This is a genomic window from Velocimicrobium porci (assembly GCF_009696045.1).
Taxonomy (GTDB): Bacteria; Bacillota; Clostridia; order Lachnospirales; family Lachnospiraceae; genus Velocimicrobium; species Velocimicrobium porci.
Genome location: NZ_VUMT01000033.1, coordinates 1 through 17,489 on the forward strand (window position 1 = coordinate 1; position 17,489 = coordinate 17,489).

Below are 17,489 nucleotides of genomic sequence, written 5' to 3' on the forward strand. Positions count from 1 at the left end.
CGCCGATGAGGCTGGTGTAGAAGGTTTTTATATCTTCTAAACAGTGTCGTCTATTTCCCATGCCCGCCTTTGTGCGGGCTATTTTCATCCAAGCGTTTAACGAAAGTCGAACTTTCCTATAAAGTAAAAAAATAGCCCAGAACATTGCATTTTTGCAACATTCTGAGCTAAAAAAATTTACTCAAACTCTTTATGTCCCATAATCTAATTAACTTATTTTGTTTAAGTTCCATCCAAATATGGGGCATATTTTTATATAAATTACAATGATTATTTCGACCTACTGAATGGTTGTTGCCAAACTGTTGCCATGTAAATATTATAACTTGAACACACTTTTGAAGCAAGCATTTTTATTCGCAATTGAGACAAATATAATCGCCACAATTTCTGCAATCTACTCGTATTTCTTTTAATTTTGCTTCAATATCATCTGGGTCACTTAACTTCACTCTCTAGCAATTCAATGTCAATATCAGTGCTATCAAGATCAAAATTCATATTTCGAAGTTCTTGACCCCAATAAGCGATTTTCCCTATTGTAACTGGCGATACCTCTACCTCATTTCCACAATTTTCACATTTGACTATTACTTTCATTTTAACACTTTTTTACATTATTCATTATTATGTGATGCAAGATGCACTTCCTTGCTTTCAAACAACTTCTGTTCTTTTTTCACTTTTTGTAATGCATTATTTAAATAATCTCTAGCTTCCTTTAATTCAACATTACTTTTCATATCTGATTCAACAAAGCTTTCGATATGTTCCATTGTTTTATTAAAATTTTCTAGTATATCATTATACCTAGGTGGAATCATAACAATACAATTACCTATTTCTCTGTTAATAGCACAACATTTTTCATTACTAGATTTGCTTGTTTTTCCTGGCTTGTTTATCTGTGTAATCAAGTCAGATAATTCCGCATATTCCTTTTCCAAAATCGTAAAAATTCGATTTAATTCTTCATGTTCTTTAATGTCTAAGATATTCTTAATCCCTTTCTCTGTTGATTCAATCTTTGACTTAATAGAGCATATTTGCCACAATGCTAAAGGTAATCCAAGAATACTACATATACTTGAAATGTTAGATATTATTTCCCACACACTATTGCTCCTTCTTTAAATACGAGTATTTTGGCATATCTCCATACAAAGCCATAAATACTTCTTCCCATCTTCCTTCATCCATAAATCCCTTTGCAAATTCTTCACACATATGATAATCGCCATAATGATCAGGCAAAATTGCATACATTTTGTTTTCAAACTCACCATGTGAACAATGTTTTCCAGAATCTATTTTCTCTCGAAATTCATCCATTAGATTCATAATTGATTGATATTGTTTTCGTGTAATACCATACTCAAACATACTCCTATCAATACCTGTATTATTAAATAACAACTCCTGTCTGAACTCAATTAAATCCAAACGCTCTATAATCTCTTGCAATTCTTCACCATTCATTGTCATAATCCTCCATTTTTCATTTTTATATAATTTTTAATGTTAGCATCTAATTTGCACAATTTAAATGAGACAACTCTCTCAACCCTTGTTATAATAACATTTACGCGAAATTCATTATGTCATGTAAGTAAACCCATCACAATAAACAAATTAAGTTGGAGGCTATCAACTATCGAAAAGAACACCCTGATTTAACTCAGGTTGAATATGCCAAGAACCTCGGAATGAGCTATTAATCTGGTTCGTCAGGAAGCACAGCTTAGATATAACGATGGAGATATTCCTACCTTTGATTCTGGTTGCTACGAATAAGAACAAATAGAAATTAATCGTCTCAAACATAAACTACGAGATACTCAGGATTCACTTGATGTGTTAAAAAAGCCATCCACATTCTGAAACAAGATTAATAAAAGCTATCTATCTTTATCAAAGTTTCTACAAAGGCTTCTAAAGTCAACAGACGCCACATCTCTATCGACATTTATCTGATATGTCTTTGAATCCTCCTCTTCCCCCTCTCAATCTCCATGGACTATTTCCCCCAATATCATATAATGTACGCTTATTTCCTGGAATAAATCAATTTAACAAATTGACGATTAAAAATTTCAACATCACTCATTCTTTACATACTTATTTTTCTTTGTATATTTTCTCTTTGTTTCACAATGTTCTTTTATACTCAACCCAATAATTTCACCCAAGCGCGGAGGAACCGCATTTCCAATATGTCTAGCAACATTTTTTAACACGACCTCTTCTCCCTGCGGAACGAAAGAATAATTTGCTGGAAAAGTTTGAATCATAGCCCCCTCTCGCAATGTTAATGCTCGATCTTGCTCAGGATGTCCAAATCTCCCTGTTCCATAACCAATAAATTGCGTCGTTATTGTCGGTGCCACATCATCCCATCTCATTCTTCCATAAACTGAAGAATATGACTGTCCGCTGGCTTTTTTATGACAATTTAGCACAAGTTCTTCCGGCCAATCTCTCCAAGTTCCCCCTGGGATAGAATGTTGTATTCTCTCAAGATTTATATCCGATAAAGTTGCAGTAATATGTAAGTTATCCACATTATTTTGTACTCCTGCTGCTATTGGTGGCAAATTCCCAATAACTTGTCTTACTGTAACAGGTGTATTGTGCGTTGGTTCAATAAATTTGATTTTTTTCTTTTTTGATGCTAATAATAACAGTCTTTTTCTTCTTTGTGGCACTCCATAATCAGCTGCATTAACTACCTTATACGTTACATTATACTTTAATTCTTCTAACACTTTTACAAAATCTTTAAACACCTGTTCTGCTTCCAACTCTGGTACATTCTCCATTGATACAATATGTGGCTTAACTTCCCGAACAAGTCTACCAAACTGGTATAATAATTTCCAATCTTTATGTTTCTTTCTATTTTTTTTATCCTTTTGATGTCGAGAGAATGGTTGACATGGTGCACATCCGGCCAAGACTTTAATATCATAACCTCTAAGCAGTCTCTTAATCTCTTGTCCCGATATTTCCTCCACATTACGATTAATAAAAATAGCATTATTATTATAAGTATAAGTATACTCACAACTAGCGTCTAAATCATAACCAGCAACAACATCCAATCCTGCTTTTTCAAGTCCACATGTCAATCCTCCAACGCCACAGAATAAGTCAACAACACCATACGTCATTTTTCATCCACATCCTTTCCTCAAACGATTTTTACTAATGTCTCAAGATGTTTCAAATTTGACGCTCTGTCTTTTTTCTTGTAACCTAAATACTCGCAAATCACTTCTATCTTTTGTGCAAATATGTCGCATGATAACTTTGACATTGTAAGAATTCCAGATGAATCTCTACAACTAATATGCCATTGTGACTCGTCATCTAATGGATGTTCTGGTCTAAAATCAGCGATATTAAAAACCTTATGATTTATTTGGGTTATCCATGCAGCTCCGACCTCAGTCAATGCTCCCCATGATTTCTTTGTATTCTCACTAGTTACAAATATAATATATATTTTTTGAGTTGAATAACTATTTACAAAAAAGTCTCTTAAATAATCATATATTCCACTTTTTCCACTTGCAACCTCAGGAATACGAGCTCTCTCATCATCACAATTAGTATATATTATATCCTCCACAGGAACTCCATTATACAACAACATATTAAATACAATATCTGCAAGATCTTTATCTTTGTAAGTTTGGCTAATAAGGATTTTCTTTTTATTATTATCTACAACACTTTTCAATCCCAAATCTATGCTATTAGCATTCATTTCGTCCTCAACGATTTTCTGTATTTCTTCAATATTTTCTTGAGAAATATTCTTTATTTTTTTTGATAATTTATGTGCGACATTTGTTGATGACTTCTTCTTGAAATTATCTACCGATGTTCTAAGTTTCTTTTCATCTTCTTTTTGTTTTTCCAATTTTTGTTTTTCTTTTTCATTCTTACCAAGTGCTACAAATTTGTCTCTCATTTTTAAAATATCAGGGAGTAACACATTTCTTACTTGTTCGAGCACCTTTTGGTAACGAACATCATCTGATTTATATCCTTGGCGATTGCTTAATGCCATATCTGGCAGCTCTGTCAACTCAAATAAATCCACATGTAATTGTCCTACAACGAACACTTCATTCAACTTATTTTGCCCGACCGCCGGCAAGATATTAAACTCACCCATTTTATTATTTGCAAATAGCGAGATAAAATTATCAGGAAAATCAGTGATTTCTACCTTTCTTCCTCTCGTTGTTATATATGTTCCAATCCAACCTTTTATTTCTAAAGTATATTCTTTAAATTCTCCTTCTCTATTGAAAAGTGATAACGGAATTTTAATACTTTCTCTATTATCTAACAATTCAGAAATATTATTTGAGTAGCTTGTTTTAAAATAATCGTTCAGATACTTAAATTTTTCTCCCACAGTTATTAATGTTGATAATTCTCCAATCATTTCCTTATCAAAGCTACTTATAATTTCTTCGTCGTCACCTCTAATGATATGTATTGTAAACTCATCACTTACCATTGGAAATATTTTTAATAGATTTCTTTTAATTGCTTTTATTGTTGAATGCAACTTATACTGCGGATTGATCATCTCAATTGATGTTCCATTCCCATCAATCTTATCAAACAGAATTTTTTCTTCTTCTATTGGTTGTAATAACTTATCTTCATTTACCTTTCTTGATAACACAAATCCCGATTTCTCTGTATTGACCATTGTCTTCACCAGAACATTCTCAGATACAGATAATGCGGCAAGTTTACCAACACCTTTTCGTCCCATTTTCTTTCTTCCTAAATCTGTTACCTCGTCTTCTTTACTCTTTCTAGACACACGAGCTACATTTAAATACTTATCTATATCACCATCAGTATAAGACATTCCTTTTCCATCATCTTCAACTACTATGCTGTCTTTTTTATCAATCACATAAACATTATGAGCATCAGCATCATAAGCATTTGCAATTAACTCTGCAATAATATAATAAATATTTGTATATAAGCTAGGTCCCAACAATTCTAAAATTGCCGGGTCAATATTAAGTTTATACTCTTTTGTACTCATATGTCTTCACCTCGTATAATTTGCTATAAAAACCTCATAATCTACCATGATTTTTGAGTATGACCAACCTGTTTGAAAAAAATCTGACTTTTAATAATTATATCCTCTATCAAAATCATCTAAATTTTCTCTCGGAACCGTTGCCCTAACAGCTGTTACTGAATCAGGGAATCTATAAAATGTATAAAAATTCCCCGTCGGATCATAATATTGCGTAAACGCATGATTATAAACTAAATTTCTTACATAGTCAGTTACACTCAATCTATCATCTCCTGACAGAACAAACGAACGACGCAATCCATCTGGAAGCCTGCTTTTATTTACCCGGCTTTGTAATTTACCTTGTCCTGCCCACGCTCCACTTCTATCATTATCATGAGTGTATACATCTACCAATGCAGGATTTTTAGCTAAATAACCCAATGTTTCATAATATTCCGCCTCATCATGAAAATGCAAACCAATGCCTGTTCCCCAATCTAACTGTACCATACAAATTCCTCCTATTCTTCATTATCCTCTATAATCTGCTTTAGTTCTTCCACTGAAACAATATAGCTTTTAAACCTATGTAACATTCTATGACAATTTGAACATACACATATCAAATCAGTTTCCGGATTAACAACTATTTCTTCATCAAGTTCCGACAAGGGCTTAATATGGTGAACTTCAATATAGCCTTTACCTAATTGCCCATATTTTTCTTCAAAATCAAAACCACATATCATACACTTTGTCCCATGTATTTGTATAGCAGCTTCACGATTCTTGGCACTACGTTCATATTTAGTTGTATAATATACTGTTCTTCGTCCTTCTGTTTGATGTTCTATTTCCTCATGTTGTGATTCGTCACTTAAGTTTATATCATATCTAGATGCTTTCCGTACTCTTCTTACAACTTCGCAATTCCAATGATAGCCCCTATAAAAGTCGTTCTCATATTCTTCTGGAACTGTATTAAGGACTTTTTCAAGAGACTCTTTATACAACCTCTTGGTAAAATCACTTCCTGTAGGATCAACCTCTTTTGTAAAACAATGATTTTCTTTAAGGTTTCTTACATACCGAGTCTCACTAATTCTACCATCAGTGCTTGTTTTGAAAGCATTACGCAAGGATTCCGGTAATGAATCAATATCTACATTACGTAAAGACATTCTTCCTTGACCTGCCCATGCACCTGCTTTATCATTACTTTCTGTATAGATTCTTATATACTCATCATCTTTAGACAAAAATCCTAATGTTTCATAGTAGTCCTTTTCGTTATCAAATTTTAAAACATTTCCCCAATCCAATACCATAAAATTTTTTCCCTATCCTCTGATTCCTAATTCTTTTGCTATTCTTTTTACCTGCTTTACAAAACTGTCTTCTTTACGTTCATCTGACATATCTTTTTTCGGTGTCACAGACCATCTATAAATCTGTTCAATACTTCCGTATCCTCTTTTAAATAATCTCGCATACTTTACACAATTCTCTTTTGTAGGTGCAGCAGATAAAATTATCTTTAATTCCTCATCCGTCCACTTTTCCCCCTTATTTGTGATATCTCTTTTTGTTTCATTTTCTTTTTCGTAATCCACGAGCAAATTATGTACTAATACCATTTTTTCATCATAAGTAATATCATCAACATCATTATCTAACGCCGCAAATAAATTCTCTTTAAACTCTTTTCTTTTCATAGCTGGTCTCCTTATTCATAGTACTTTTCAATTCTGTTTAGCAAACCCTCAAAATCCATTTCTTGAACTTCAAAAAACTCATCGGTTTCTAATCCAGTATTTAGCACTGTTTGATATAAATAAAAATCATAAATTATCGGCTCATGCTTTTTTCCAAGCAAATTATCCCTAATTGCTCCAGTCTTTGCTATCAAACACAAATATTGATATGCCCTGTCAATATACTGCGTATTATTATTAGGATGAGCGTATGTAAAATGCTGCGTAGGTGTTAATGCTATCAAGTTTTCCAAATAATCTGCAATTGACGGAAACTCATTAGCCGGGAAAATATGATGCATCTGAGTTGCCGGGTCCATAATATGTCTTTCATCGAACACCTCTGTTTTACCCTCACGATACATATCATTATATCTACGCAAATTTCGCTTGGCACGATTAATACGATATGTAGTCATATAATCATTGTCTGGCTTAGGCAAAGTATCCTCATACTCAACTCTTGTCATATCTTTCGGTTTCTCTGATAAAATATCTCTCCAGTTTCTCTGATTATACATAATCATATCCTGTGTAATAATATCCTTGGATAAATGACCTCTTTCAGTTCCGCATTTTTTATATTTACATGCCAGTGGATTTAACACTTTTGTAAAAATACGGCCACATTCTGTTGCACCATTAATTGGTGTATTCTGTATTGTAAATGATGTATAAGCATCTTTTAATTCTTTGAAGCTGTTCTTATCTTGTAAGCGAAAAAAGTATTCAAACATTCTATAAAGGCCACTATCTTTAAGTACTTTTTCAATATAGAGACAAAGAAAATTATAACTGTTTCTCTCCCTAAAACTTATATATTCCAACAATTCTTGATTAACAATGGAATACCTATATCCTCGCCCACCTTTTTCCCCACGAATAATTCCAGCAGCATCCAATAATTTAATAGGTTGACCAAAATATTTATCGTATTCATTTGAAGCTTTTTCTGTAGGATCCGGTTTACTAAAAATCTGCTGAACATTCTCTACAGTATAATCACTATACCAAATATCATTTACTGTAAATGTCTTATCAGGGGTATTACTCGTGTATTCCACAATGCAGTCTGATACTAGACACACAACATCCATTGTACATTTTTGGTCTATCCAACGTCCGTTATGTGTCTTTCTAACATCATAATCATGTTCATCTAAAAATCTTTGTATAGTTTCATTATCCATTACAGCACTCCTTCAATACTCCATAGAAAAAAACACTCGTGGCATCTACATTTAAAGAACGTGTCTGATAATTCCTTGCAATCTGATAAAACTGTCTATATTCATCAGTTGAGAAATATTCCATTTGTTCCTCTGATAATTCCAAATCTTCCTTGGGTATCAATACAGCAACAGAACCATTCACAACTACGTTCTCCGTATTACGCATCACCCTTGGCTTATATGTCATATTGGGTGTCAAATACACATTCGGATTTCCTACATACTTATATGCACTTAAAGCCTCTGCCGTAGTCTTTTTAATATAGGAATCATACCCTGGTATATCAACAATTTCTTTTCCATCATCACTAATATTCCTAGACTTAATTACTCTCAAACAATCTTTTTCATTTTTTTGCGTTGTATTAGAATTAGTAATCTGTCTATCTCTAAAAACAGTAAACTTATCAAAATCAAGTCTCTTAGAAATACTATCAAAGAAATCATCTCTGTAAATTATCCAATATGGATATGCGTTATCCGTAATATATTTTTGATTTTGGATAATACTTTTCTTTAATGTCAACGATTCCACTTTTGTATTCTTAGGTTGACCAAGTGTATCAATAAACATACATATAGTTTCAACCAGTACACCCTTGAATCCATTTTCACCATAATCCTGAATACAATCTATTTTCTTTCCAGAAAGCAACTCTCTAGTAGTACTAAACTCTGGCGTATTCAACACTGCTTTCGGCATTATCATCACAACATAATCCGCAATAGATATTGCCTTTTCCAAAAAAAATTCAAAAGTATTAGTTGTATCTTTGTTCACATTATTCTTCAAATACTTTTTTGCTTCTTTTGCTTTTAATTTCGAAAATGGTGGATTACCAATTACTAAATCATACCTTTTCTTAAAATCATACAACAATGTGTCTGCATGAATAAAATTCATTTTTACATTGGACGGTATTCTTTGTTTTTTTAATAGTAATTGCAAAATTTGTAAATTGTTTTGATCAATATCTACTACATCAATATTGACATTCTTAATTCCCTCATACTTCTTGAAAATAAATGGTAGAAAATTACCAACTCCAACAGATGGCTCCAACACACTAATTTCATCTTTCTCGAAATCAGGAAGCTGCTTATAAATTTCATTTACAATAAATTTATTTGTATAGTACGCCGCATTATTTTCTCTTTTAGAATTAGTTAACTCTGCAATTCTTGCCAACGAAGCACTTCCCAAATTAAGCGGATTATTCATAATAAAATCAATTAGTTTTTCTGCCTCCTCCAATTTACACTCTTCTATTGTTTTATTTATCATTGCATTAGTAAAATGCTCTTGTTCCATAAAATTCCTTATATTACAAGCAATTTGGAAAAATATCTCAGTAGGAACAGCCTCCCCAATACTCTGCCTAATCTTTATTTCTTCTCTTTTGAGTAATGCCTTTTTACTTTTTTCTGGCAATGCATTAAGTTCTTCTAAGGATTTATCAATCCACCGGAAATCACTAGGAATTGTCATAATCTTCATCAGCTCACGAATTGAAAAAACTCTATCTTCTTCTGGATGAACTGTATTTTGACTTGCCAATTGATCATTCCTTGTGTGAATACAGGGAGCAACTTTGTCCCAAAACTGACGAGTGTATTTATCTCCGTTTTTCCGTATATTAGGAACAATCTTCCCATTAACAACCTTATGAGGGCGTTTCAATTCATCTTCATTATCAAAAGCACTCTCTCCTTCTTTTAAATCATGTATCCAACAACGCATTTCTTCTGGGTATGTTCTGAATGCATGGTAAAAATCAGTAGCACAGATTTCTCCCCATTCAAGCTTTGGCATATTACCAATTACTTGCTTTAAAGTCATTTCCTCCACATATGTAGGATACAATTCAATAGGTGCAACATGTTCCGACATTTCTTTACTGACACCAATAACAACCGTACGTGTTCTTGATGAATTAGAACCATAGTTCTTGAAATTAAGAATCCTACTAACAATAATATACTTGTTACTTAACTCTTCATAAATCACATCACCTATTGCTTTAATTGTTCCATCAGGAGCAGTACATCCGGTTTTCATAAAGGCAGCTACATTTTCAAAAATAAAAAATCTTGGATTAATCTCTTGTATTAGATGTATAGACTCTACTACCAAACTATTTCTAACAATCTCATTTTCAGCCTTTTTATGATTAGCAACGGACATCCCCTGACAAGGTGGTGTTGCAACTAAAACATCTACCTTATCATTCCCCAGTTTTTTCCATCTATTTATCTCCGCAAAAATTTTCTCCTTAGTTTGATCTGTAGTTATATCATCGCAAATGTATCCAGACTCAAATCTACATTTATTATTGAATTTTTGAACATTCAGTCTTCTTTCTATTAGCTCATTTGTAGCTATACACTCAAATCCTGCTTTCTTAAATCCAAAGCAACCAACTCCAGCACAACTAAAAAGACTTATATATGTTAATGTTTTATCTTTTAACATTCCAACGCACCTCGTTTACTATGATTATTTTTTCTAGCATCCTCAGGTTTTTCTGAATCATATGGAATAAGCCATGTTTTTCCTTTTTTCACAACACCTACTATTCGACCTTGCTCACATAATACAGCAATTCTTCTCGAGGTAATTCCCCACTTTTTTGACATCTCTATTGTGGTTAAATATTCCATGTTTCTCCTCCTTGTCCTATACATTATATTATATTCATTTATCTGAATAATTACAAGCGTTTTTCACCAAACATTCGTTCGTTCTTTTTTGCCATGATGTGTATTTTTAAATTCTAGTTTTGCCCCAATGCAAATTTAAAACTTAAAAGAATTTTTATGTAAAGAACAGATATTTTTAGTCAATATAATACCTGTCCATCTTGTCAATAATTCTGTTTACCTACTCCTATTCCAACATTTTTCATTGTTGTAATAATTCACATTCTGTTCCTCAACCGGCTTCTTATCCGTCGCATCCACAACGCTCATATAATCATCATACAGTTCCGAACTATACATTTTCACATTAAGCTCTTTTAACACTAATGAATGTAGTTTCATATCTGCTTCTAAATCATCAATAGAAAATTGGAATAGCTCTACTTTCACCTTTACCGGCACATTGTCATATCTGCCATAATTATTACGAATAACAGTTGATATTTCTTTTGCCCTTTCCTCGATAGTTAATGTTCTTTCAACAACCGGTTCAATGACAGCCACCTCTTCTACTGTTGATTCCAGTATTGAAATATCCTGAACCTCAAGAGCTTCTGCCAGCTTCTTTTCAGTACCTATTGTTTCTTCTATTTCTTCTGCCGCCTCTACCACTACAACATCCCGAACGTTTCCAACCGATTCCGCAGGCATAGCACTTTCACGTTCCATCATTTCACTGAATTCCCAGAAAGAAAGAATAGGTTCTTTTACCTGCTGCAAAGTAAGTGCAGACGCCTTTCGATACCTTATCTCCTCTAAATAGTTCAGATATTCCCACTTGTGCGGATATACTACCCCATCAATATTATTGAGAGTATCCTTCCATAATTCATGCGCCTTCTTGCAAATTTCCTCCTGCAGTTCTTCAATCTGCTTTCGTTCGAATTCTTCTTTCTTCAAAATCGGTATAGATAACTCTTCCAATGTTTTGGAATCATAATCAGCAATCTTCTCTGCCATCAGATACTCCGCATACTCAGGATTCCAACTCTCAGAATCAGAATTTGCCATAAAATACTCATATTGAATACCATTTCGTTCAAATGCCAATTTTCTCTTTTTCTGGGACAATTCTTCTTTTCTCTTCTGTTCTGCTCTTTCAGCCGCCGCTTTTCGTTCTGCTTTGATTCTGGCTTTTTCTCTTGCTTCAGCCTCCGCCTTAGCTTTAACCTCTGCAATCCGCCTAGCTTCTTCTCTTGCCTTTTCTTCTGCAATCCTCTTAGCTTCTGCAGCAGCCCTTTCCTTGATAGCAACATCAATTCGTTCCGTCAGTTCAGCTTTTCCATACCCATCTCCAAGCTTATTACCACGGATTCCCCGCTTCATATCCGGCATGGTAAATGTTACTGCTTTATCCGTTACACGAATCTTCCAACCATATATATTGGTCAGACATTCCACCAGCTGTTCAAATGATTTTACTGCCGGTATCAGCTTATCAATGGTATTTCGTATCAGCTCTTTATTTGAAGTCGTTCCAACACCATCCTTAGCATTGGATTTCATTAATCGTTTCTCTACCCAGTAATCATCACGATGCTTTTTTGTAAGAAGATCCACCTGCTCGTATCCCTGAATCAGACATTTTCTCATTACCCACTTTTTAGCATAATGCATCATTTTTCCTGTACTTCTATGCTTACATCCCTGCTTCCATTCACAGGGTTTATAGTGCCACGTCTCCTGTTTCCCTGCGTATTTCCTTACGGAATTTAACACAATATGGACATGCATATTTTTGCTGCCATGATGGCCATCCGGATGCGCTGCAATTACTGCCTGATGCCCCGGAGCAAAGACAGATAACCATTCTTTTCCGAATGCAAGTGCCTCATCCATCGTTATATTATCGGTGGGATCAAAGGATATAATATAATGATGTGCTTTCACATCCTTCACTGCATTATTTTTTCCATAGAAACGATTCGTCTCAATGCATTCTGCTCCAAAAGTATCCACCTCACAGTTCACACCCTCAATCAGATACTCTTCCCGTTCCATAATCCTTCCTTTTTCATTGAGAATCGGTTTGTTTGTGTATTCATCAAACTGACAGGTTAGATATTCTACAGCAGATGAATAATAACGGTTCTTAACCGGAATATGCTTTAATATAGCCACTTAATCACCCACTTTCTTTGCCGCTTGCTGTACTTTTTGTTTTCTTTTGATATTTCTTGCCACAGGCTACATCCTCAAGTGCCGGTAAAATCCGAAACTTCAAATTCAAAAGCTCCCTGCAAGCCTCTCTAACTTCGCCTCTAAGAGTATCCGATATAAATCCCTGGTTGAAACACCTTGCAATCTGGTTCAAATTTGAACCAATCTTTCCAAGCTGCATAGAATATTCCTGTAAAAGTGTAGTATCTCCATAACACGGAAGACGTCTTCCAAGAGCACTTCTCCTGATAAACTCCGATGTGGTAAGACCTGTCTTTCTTGCCTTTTGTTCAATGATTGCCTTATCCTTTTTGGATATACGCATCTCGATACGTGTCATTGCTTCATTCTTTTTATCTGTATCTTTTACCATAGTGTTCAATTCTCCTTCCATTGATGATGCAGAAATTAAAGTCATTTCACTTTATCTGCTTGGTTAACAGTTACAATTTTTATTAATGCCGGATACGGCAATATTTTTCGCCGTCGCTGTTGCTCCTCCCTCCGGTTATACGCTCGCTCCCCTATGGTCACTCACGAATAACTCGCTTCGCTCGTGATACACTCCACTGCGTTTCGTGGATATCGTAAACCAAGAAATGTTCCTGCACCACAAAACAGGCTATTCGCCAGTGGTGCATATGGGGAAATTTGTTAAACACTTTGTCTTACAGAAATCATCTATATTCCATTTCCTATTGAAATCTTCCAATAGCCATTGCATCTTTTTACACAAGAACTCGATTATTCCCTGATGCAAGCCGACTAAAGCCGGCGGGTGCTCCATTAAAGTCGCAATTAGTAGAGCAAGTTCCGCCCTGTGTGTACACAGGGCAGGACTTGTTGGGGATTGCATCCCCAAGCCCCAGCCATCCCCGCCTGTGAGCAAAAAAATCCAGCTTTTTTAAGCCGGATTTTTCACTCTTCGGCTTGACACTCCACGTAAGACATTTCATCCAACTCAAATTGTTCCAATAAAAAACTGCCTTACATTTTGGTTGACAATGAACCTTTTTGTAAGACAGTCTGGCTAACACCTTTATAAGTTTTTCTCTTATTTTTTTGATTAATCCTCATCATCAAACAAACTTCCTAGAGCATTTCTTGTATCATCATCCATAGATTTACAATTATCCGCCTCAAGGTCTTTAACCTCAGCAGCTTGTGTTTTTTCCGCCGTACAACTACTTATGGAATCTAATGCAGCTACAGACGAATATAATTGTTGTGGATATGCCACCTGTAACGGATTCTGAGTTTGTCCAATCATTGCAAGAGAACCGGCAAACATTTGATTTACCATAGATTGCATCACTTCTTTTACAGTATCCGAAAATATTTCATTTTCTTTTGATATCGCCTTCTGAATTTCATATTGCATTTTCTGATAATAGTCCGCTTCTTTATTACCATGAATGACAGATAGCAATGCTGATTTGACGAGGGCAGTTTGCCCACCCTCCTCAGCTGCATTTGCATCTAACCATTCCATAATTTCTCTATCCTCTGCATGTTTCGGATTCAAACGAAAGGTGATAGAATTTTTCATAGTGCCTCCTATCCGATATTATCTGCAAGATAACGATACCCAATTGCATTTGCTTTCACATCTGTAACATATTGAATATTCATACCCTTAGTTCTTCCGAACTTTTTCATCACGCTGGCACCACCGCCCACATAAATGATGTTTTCATGCTTCAAATCCACCTTGATTTCCCTAAGCTTTGCTTCAACATTATCAGCATATTCCTGCAAGCCTTTTTCGATAATTGGGATAAACTCATCATTTACACTGGTAATATTCCCTTTAATATAATCTGTAATATCTTCTTCAGGAATTTCACAATGCACTTTTGGGAGCCCCTCCTTTTTAATTCGTTCAAAGGCTGTGATAAGTCCCACTTCATAGGTGTAGGCATCCTTATCCATCGGCACCTTATCCTTTACACTCAGAACATCCATTGTCCATGAACCTAAATCCACACATCGAAGTCTGTTCATATCTCCCATACGATTTGCAATCGCCGCATAACACTGAGCATAGATTTTCACCTTATCCAGATAAAAACAATAATGCACACCCTCAAAGGTAAAGGAAAGCTGTTCCTTGTGCCATAGATATTCACGAAATGCCTTTCTCTCTGCACCAAACATTGTAAGCGGTACACCGGCATATAGTTCAACATGCGTTGTCTTTTCAATCCTCTGATAACTAAGCTCCTTTGCAATTCCTGCAAGCGTCAGAAGAAAATAATTATCGTTTTCTGTCTTAGTTGCCTGTTTTCCCATTCTACCCTGACCGATAATATATTTCCTGCCACGATACTCTAATAATCCATTATTAGTAAGCGGCGTATAATCTACCGGTGTAACAAGATTCTCCATAAAAATGTGTTCTCCTTTAATAGAGCTCCATCCATGGTCTAATGCTATTTTAACCGGCGTGCTTACATCCATATGCTCTCCTTGCATAATAAGTCCATCAACTGCGTAGTAGTTTGTATTTCTTCCTTCTGTCATAATTGCCTCTCTTTCCTTGAATAAATATTCAATATTTTAATGAAACTGATTTACAATTTCAGCAAAAATTATCTCTTCTGCCATCATTCTGGCTTGTTCTCTAAGCTTCCACACTTCCATTGTAGAATCTGAATGCTCCACTTTACCTTTTAGATATTTATCTGTAATCTCATCAAGAATCCTATATGCTTCTTCGTTTACTTCTGCAGCTTTCTCTCTTAATCTGCAACATCTTTTTAGGCTGACATATCTCTGAGGATATTCTGATTTCATATATTCCATCCAAAAAAGTCCATACTTTCCCACATCGACATGCTCTTCTTCCATAGAAATTAGTGGATAGAAGATTCCATCTCTTTCTTCATACTGCCCACCCATTCTTTCAAACATTGATACTTCCTCTGTGGTTTGCAAATTGCCAGACTCCACGGTATCTGCTATAATTGTCTTGTTATACATATGGGAAGGTTGCTCACCGGCTACGCCAATAGCCGGAATCCGAGCAGCCTTTTCTTTTTGCTTATCCGTCATACTCATTTACCATTCCCTTCATAATTTTTGCCACCATTTCCACCACAATCAAAAGCTCCTCATTATCATCGCTGACGGATTCCAGACGTTTGAGTTCCTCATATATCTGTGTCATTTGATTCTTCAATGCCTTGAATACCTTCGGATTTCCCTGAACAACTACCTCACGATTTAATAATCTTCGCAGGATATAATCCTGCTTTGCAAGTCCGGATAATTCCACTAAATCATCTAACAACTTTGCTTCTTCCTCAGATACTCGAAATCCAACATTGCGATTTCTCCATCTGCCTTTAGCATCTAAACTTTTCTCCATATTGTTACGCCTCCTTCGTCATTCTCTCAATTTCCAGTTTCTCAGCCATCTCATTTTGCACAGTCGGGAATAAATGTGCATAGCGATAAGTAATTTTCTCTGTTTCATGCCCCACACGCTTCCCTATAGCTAATGCACTAAATCCCATATTGATAAGAAGAGAGACATGGCTATGACGTAAATCATGAATTCTGATTTTTTTCACACCCGATGCCTTACAGCCTCTTTCCATCTCATGACCAAGATATGATTTTGTAAAACTGAACATTCTCTCACTTTCACCTATCTCATAAAACATTCCAAGATAATCTTTAATCTCATCACACAAAAATGGTGGCAAAGTAATAATTCGATTACTTTTTACCGTCTTAGGTGTCGTAATAATATCCTCCCCCTTCGAGCGATGGAATGTTTTATTGATTCGCAATGTCTGCTTTTCAAAATCAAAATCGCTTGGCGTAAGTGCCAGCAACTCTCCTGAACGAATTCCCGTCCAATATAAAAGCTCAAAAGCATAATAGGAACGCGGCTTGTCCATCATTACCTCTGCAAATTTTAGATACTCTTCTTTCGTCCAAAATTGCATCTCCTTTGGTACCTCCTTACCAATGGTTCCTGCCAGTGAGGACGGATTCTTCGGAAGATTGTAATATTTCATCGCATGTGCAAATATTGCTGTAAGCTGAGCTTGTATCGTTCTTAAATAGTCCTGAGAATATCTTTCTTCCTTTCCTTCATTCTTAAAGGCTGCCAGAAGCTCATTCTGCCATGCAATCACATCTCTAACTTCAATTTCATCAATCTTACGGTCTGCAAAATATGGTAAAATCTTTGTTTTTATGATATGACTTTTTGTCTCCCAGGTACTCTGCTTTAATCTTGATGCCTTATCCGCTTCATATATCTCATAGAAACTGCCAAAGGTCATATCAAGCTTCGCCTGAGACTTAAGCATCATCTCATGTTCCCAGGCTACTGCTTCTCGCTTTGTTTCAAAGCCGCGTTTTTGTGTCTGCTTTCGTTTTCCTGTGATATCCGTGTAACGGTATATCACTCGCCACTTGCCGGTGGCATTGTCTATAAATGTCAATACAAAAATGTACAAAAGTTCCAAAATAATAATGTACAACTTTTTTAATTTTCAGTCTGGATATGATCTTTAAGCCGATATGATTTTCCGGATATTGTAATTACATGTGCATGAT

General features: G+C 35.1%; 18 protein-coding genes. All 18 read right to left on the reverse strand.

Going from position 1 to position 17,489, the window contains the following annotated elements:
* Positions 1–438 precede the first annotated feature (438 nt).
* The gene (locus FYJ58_RS13490; RefSeq protein ID WP_154520233.1) at positions 439–600 is read right to left on the reverse strand and encodes a hypothetical protein; all 162 of its coding nucleotides are present in this window, start codon (positions 598–600) and stop codon (positions 439–441) included.
* 17 nt (positions 601–617) lie between these two features.
* On the reverse strand, positions 618–1,115 hold the full coding sequence (locus FYJ58_RS13495; RefSeq protein WP_154520234.1) for a hypothetical protein: 498 nt from the start codon (positions 1,113–1,115) through the stop codon (positions 618–620).
* 1 nt (position 1,116) lies between these two features.
* On the reverse strand, positions 1,117–1,479 hold the full coding sequence (locus FYJ58_RS13500; RefSeq protein WP_154520235.1) for a DUF1878 domain-containing protein: 363 nt from the start codon (positions 1,477–1,479) through the stop codon (positions 1,117–1,119).
* 620 nt (positions 1,480–2,099) lie between these two features.
* Positions 2,100–3,170 carry a DNA cytosine methyltransferase gene (locus FYJ58_RS13505; RefSeq protein WP_154520236.1) on the reverse strand — a complete coding sequence of 357 codons (1,071 nt, stop codon included), beginning with the start codon at positions 3,168–3,170 and terminating at the stop codon, positions 2,100–2,102.
* Between the two features lie 20 nt (positions 3,171–3,190).
* Positions 3,191–5,083, reverse strand: a complete 1,893-nt coding sequence (locus tag FYJ58_RS13510; protein WP_154520237.1) for an ATP-binding protein — start codon at positions 5,081–5,083, stop codon at positions 3,191–3,193.
* Between the two features lie 90 nt (positions 5,084–5,173).
* The gene (locus FYJ58_RS13515; protein WP_154520238.1) at positions 5,174–5,578 is read right to left on the reverse strand and encodes a hypothetical protein; all 405 of its coding nucleotides are present in this window, start codon (positions 5,576–5,578) and stop codon (positions 5,174–5,176) included.
* An 11-nt stretch (positions 5,579–5,589) separates the two neighbouring features.
* Complete coding sequence (locus FYJ58_RS13520; protein WP_154520239.1) at positions 5,590–6,396, reverse strand: HNH endonuclease; 807 nt, start codon at positions 6,394–6,396, stop codon at positions 5,590–5,592.
* Positions 6,397–6,408: 12 nt separating this feature from the next.
* Complete coding sequence (locus tag FYJ58_RS13525) at positions 6,409–6,783, reverse strand: hypothetical protein (RefSeq protein ID WP_154520240.1); 375 nt, start codon at positions 6,781–6,783, stop codon at positions 6,409–6,411.
* 11 nt (positions 6,784–6,794) lie between these two features.
* Entirely contained in the window at positions 6,795–8,012 is a 1,218-nt protein-coding gene (locus FYJ58_RS13530) for a restriction endonuclease (protein WP_154520241.1), read from the reverse strand.
* Positions 8,005–10,527 (reverse strand): DNA cytosine methyltransferase, encoded by a 2,523-nt coding sequence (locus FYJ58_RS13535; RefSeq protein ID WP_154520242.1) that lies wholly within the window; start codon positions 10,525–10,527, stop codon positions 8,005–8,007. Before FYJ58_RS13535 ends, FYJ58_RS13530 begins: the two co-directional genes overlap by 8 nt.
* Entirely contained in the window at positions 10,521–10,715 is a 195-nt protein-coding gene (locus FYJ58_RS13540; protein ID WP_154520243.1) for a DNA-binding protein, read from the reverse strand. The genes FYJ58_RS13535 and FYJ58_RS13540 overlap by 7 nt, the downstream gene beginning before the upstream one ends.
* A 216-nt stretch (positions 10,716–10,931) precedes the next feature.
* Positions 10,932–12,875 carry a relaxase/mobilization nuclease domain-containing protein gene (locus tag FYJ58_RS13545; RefSeq protein WP_154520244.1) on the reverse strand — a complete coding sequence of 648 codons (1,944 nt, stop codon included), beginning with the start codon at positions 12,873–12,875 and terminating at the stop codon, positions 10,932–10,934.
* A 4-nt stretch (positions 12,876–12,879) separates the two neighbouring features.
* The gene (locus FYJ58_RS13550; protein ID WP_205839270.1) at positions 12,880–13,287 is read right to left on the reverse strand and encodes a plasmid mobilization protein; all 408 of its coding nucleotides are present in this window, start codon (positions 13,285–13,287) and stop codon (positions 12,880–12,882) included.
* A 693-nt stretch (positions 13,288–13,980) separates the two neighbouring features.
* Positions 13,981–14,463 carry a hypothetical protein gene (locus tag FYJ58_RS13555; RefSeq protein WP_154520246.1) on the reverse strand — a complete coding sequence of 161 codons (483 nt, stop codon included), beginning with the start codon at positions 14,461–14,463 and terminating at the stop codon, positions 13,981–13,983.
* 8 nt (positions 14,464–14,471) lie between these two features.
* Positions 14,472–15,437 carry a ParM/StbA family protein gene (locus FYJ58_RS13560; RefSeq protein WP_154520247.1) on the reverse strand — a complete coding sequence of 322 codons (966 nt, stop codon included), beginning with the start codon at positions 15,435–15,437 and terminating at the stop codon, positions 14,472–14,474.
* A gap of 36 nt (positions 15,438–15,473) precedes the next feature.
* Positions 15,474–15,974, reverse strand: coding sequence for a TnpV protein (locus tag FYJ58_RS13565; protein WP_235912661.1), 501 nt, complete (start codon positions 15,972–15,974; stop codon positions 15,474–15,476).
* Positions 15,958–16,284 (reverse strand): plasmid mobilization protein, encoded by a 327-nt coding sequence (locus tag FYJ58_RS13570; RefSeq protein ID WP_154520248.1) that lies wholly within the window; start codon positions 16,282–16,284, stop codon positions 15,958–15,960. The genes FYJ58_RS13565 and FYJ58_RS13570 overlap by 17 nt, the downstream gene beginning before the upstream one ends.
* A gap of 4 nt (positions 16,285–16,288) precedes the next feature.
* Positions 16,289–17,374 (reverse strand): tyrosine-type recombinase/integrase, encoded by a 1,086-nt coding sequence (locus FYJ58_RS13575; RefSeq protein WP_456300788.1) that lies wholly within the window; start codon positions 17,372–17,374, stop codon positions 16,289–16,291.
* Between the last annotated feature and the right edge of the window lie 115 nt (positions 17,375–17,489).

Coding starts and splice junctions, on each gene's coding strand:
- FYJ58_RS13505 (WP_154520236.1), bottom strand. CDS start 3,170: ATGACGTATGGTGTTGTTGACTTATTCTGTGGCGTTGGAGGATTGACA.
- FYJ58_RS13555 (WP_154520246.1), bottom strand. CDS start 14,463: ATGAAAAATTCTATCACCTTTCGTTTGAATCCGAAACATGCAGAGGAT.
- FYJ58_RS13550 (WP_205839270.1), bottom strand. CDS start 13,287: ATGGTAAAAGATACAGATAAAAAGAATGAAGCAATGACACGTATCGAG.
- FYJ58_RS13560 (WP_154520247.1), bottom strand. CDS start 15,437: ATGACAGAAGGAAGAAATACAAACTACTACGCAGTTGATGGACTTATT.
- FYJ58_RS13490 (WP_154520233.1), bottom strand. CDS start 600: ATGAAAGTAATAGTCAAATGTGAAAATTGTGGAAATGAGGTAGAGGTA.
- FYJ58_RS13535 (WP_154520242.1), bottom strand. CDS start 10,527: ATGTTAAAAGATAAAACATTAACATATATAAGTCTTTTTAGTTGTGCT.
- FYJ58_RS13530 (WP_154520241.1), bottom strand. CDS start 8,012: ATGGATAATGAAACTATACAAAGATTTTTAGATGAACATGATTATGAT.
- FYJ58_RS13525 (WP_154520240.1), bottom strand. CDS start 6,783: ATGAAAAGAAAAGAGTTTAAAGAGAATTTATTTGCGGCGTTAGATAAT.
- FYJ58_RS13565 (WP_235912661.1), bottom strand. CDS start 15,974: ATGAGTATGACGGATAAGCAAAAAGAAAAGGCTGCTCGGATTCCGGCT.
- FYJ58_RS13520 (WP_154520239.1), bottom strand. CDS start 6,396: ATGGTATTGGATTGGGGAAATGTTTTAAAATTTGATAACGAAAAGGAC.
- FYJ58_RS13500 (WP_154520235.1), bottom strand. CDS start 1,479: ATGAATGGTGAAGAATTGCAAGAGATTATAGAGCGTTTGGATTTAATT.
- FYJ58_RS13570 (WP_154520248.1), bottom strand. CDS start 16,284: ATGGAGAAAAGTTTAGATGCTAAAGGCAGATGGAGAAATCGCAATGTT.
- FYJ58_RS13515 (WP_154520238.1), bottom strand. CDS start 5,578: ATGGTACAGTTAGATTGGGGAACAGGCATTGGTTTGCATTTTCATGAT.
- FYJ58_RS13540 (WP_154520243.1), bottom strand. CDS start 10,715: ATGGAATATTTAACCACAATAGAGATGTCAAAAAAGTGGGGAATTACC.
- FYJ58_RS13510 (WP_154520237.1), bottom strand. CDS start 5,083: ATGAGTACAAAAGAGTATAAACTTAATATTGACCCGGCAATTTTAGAA.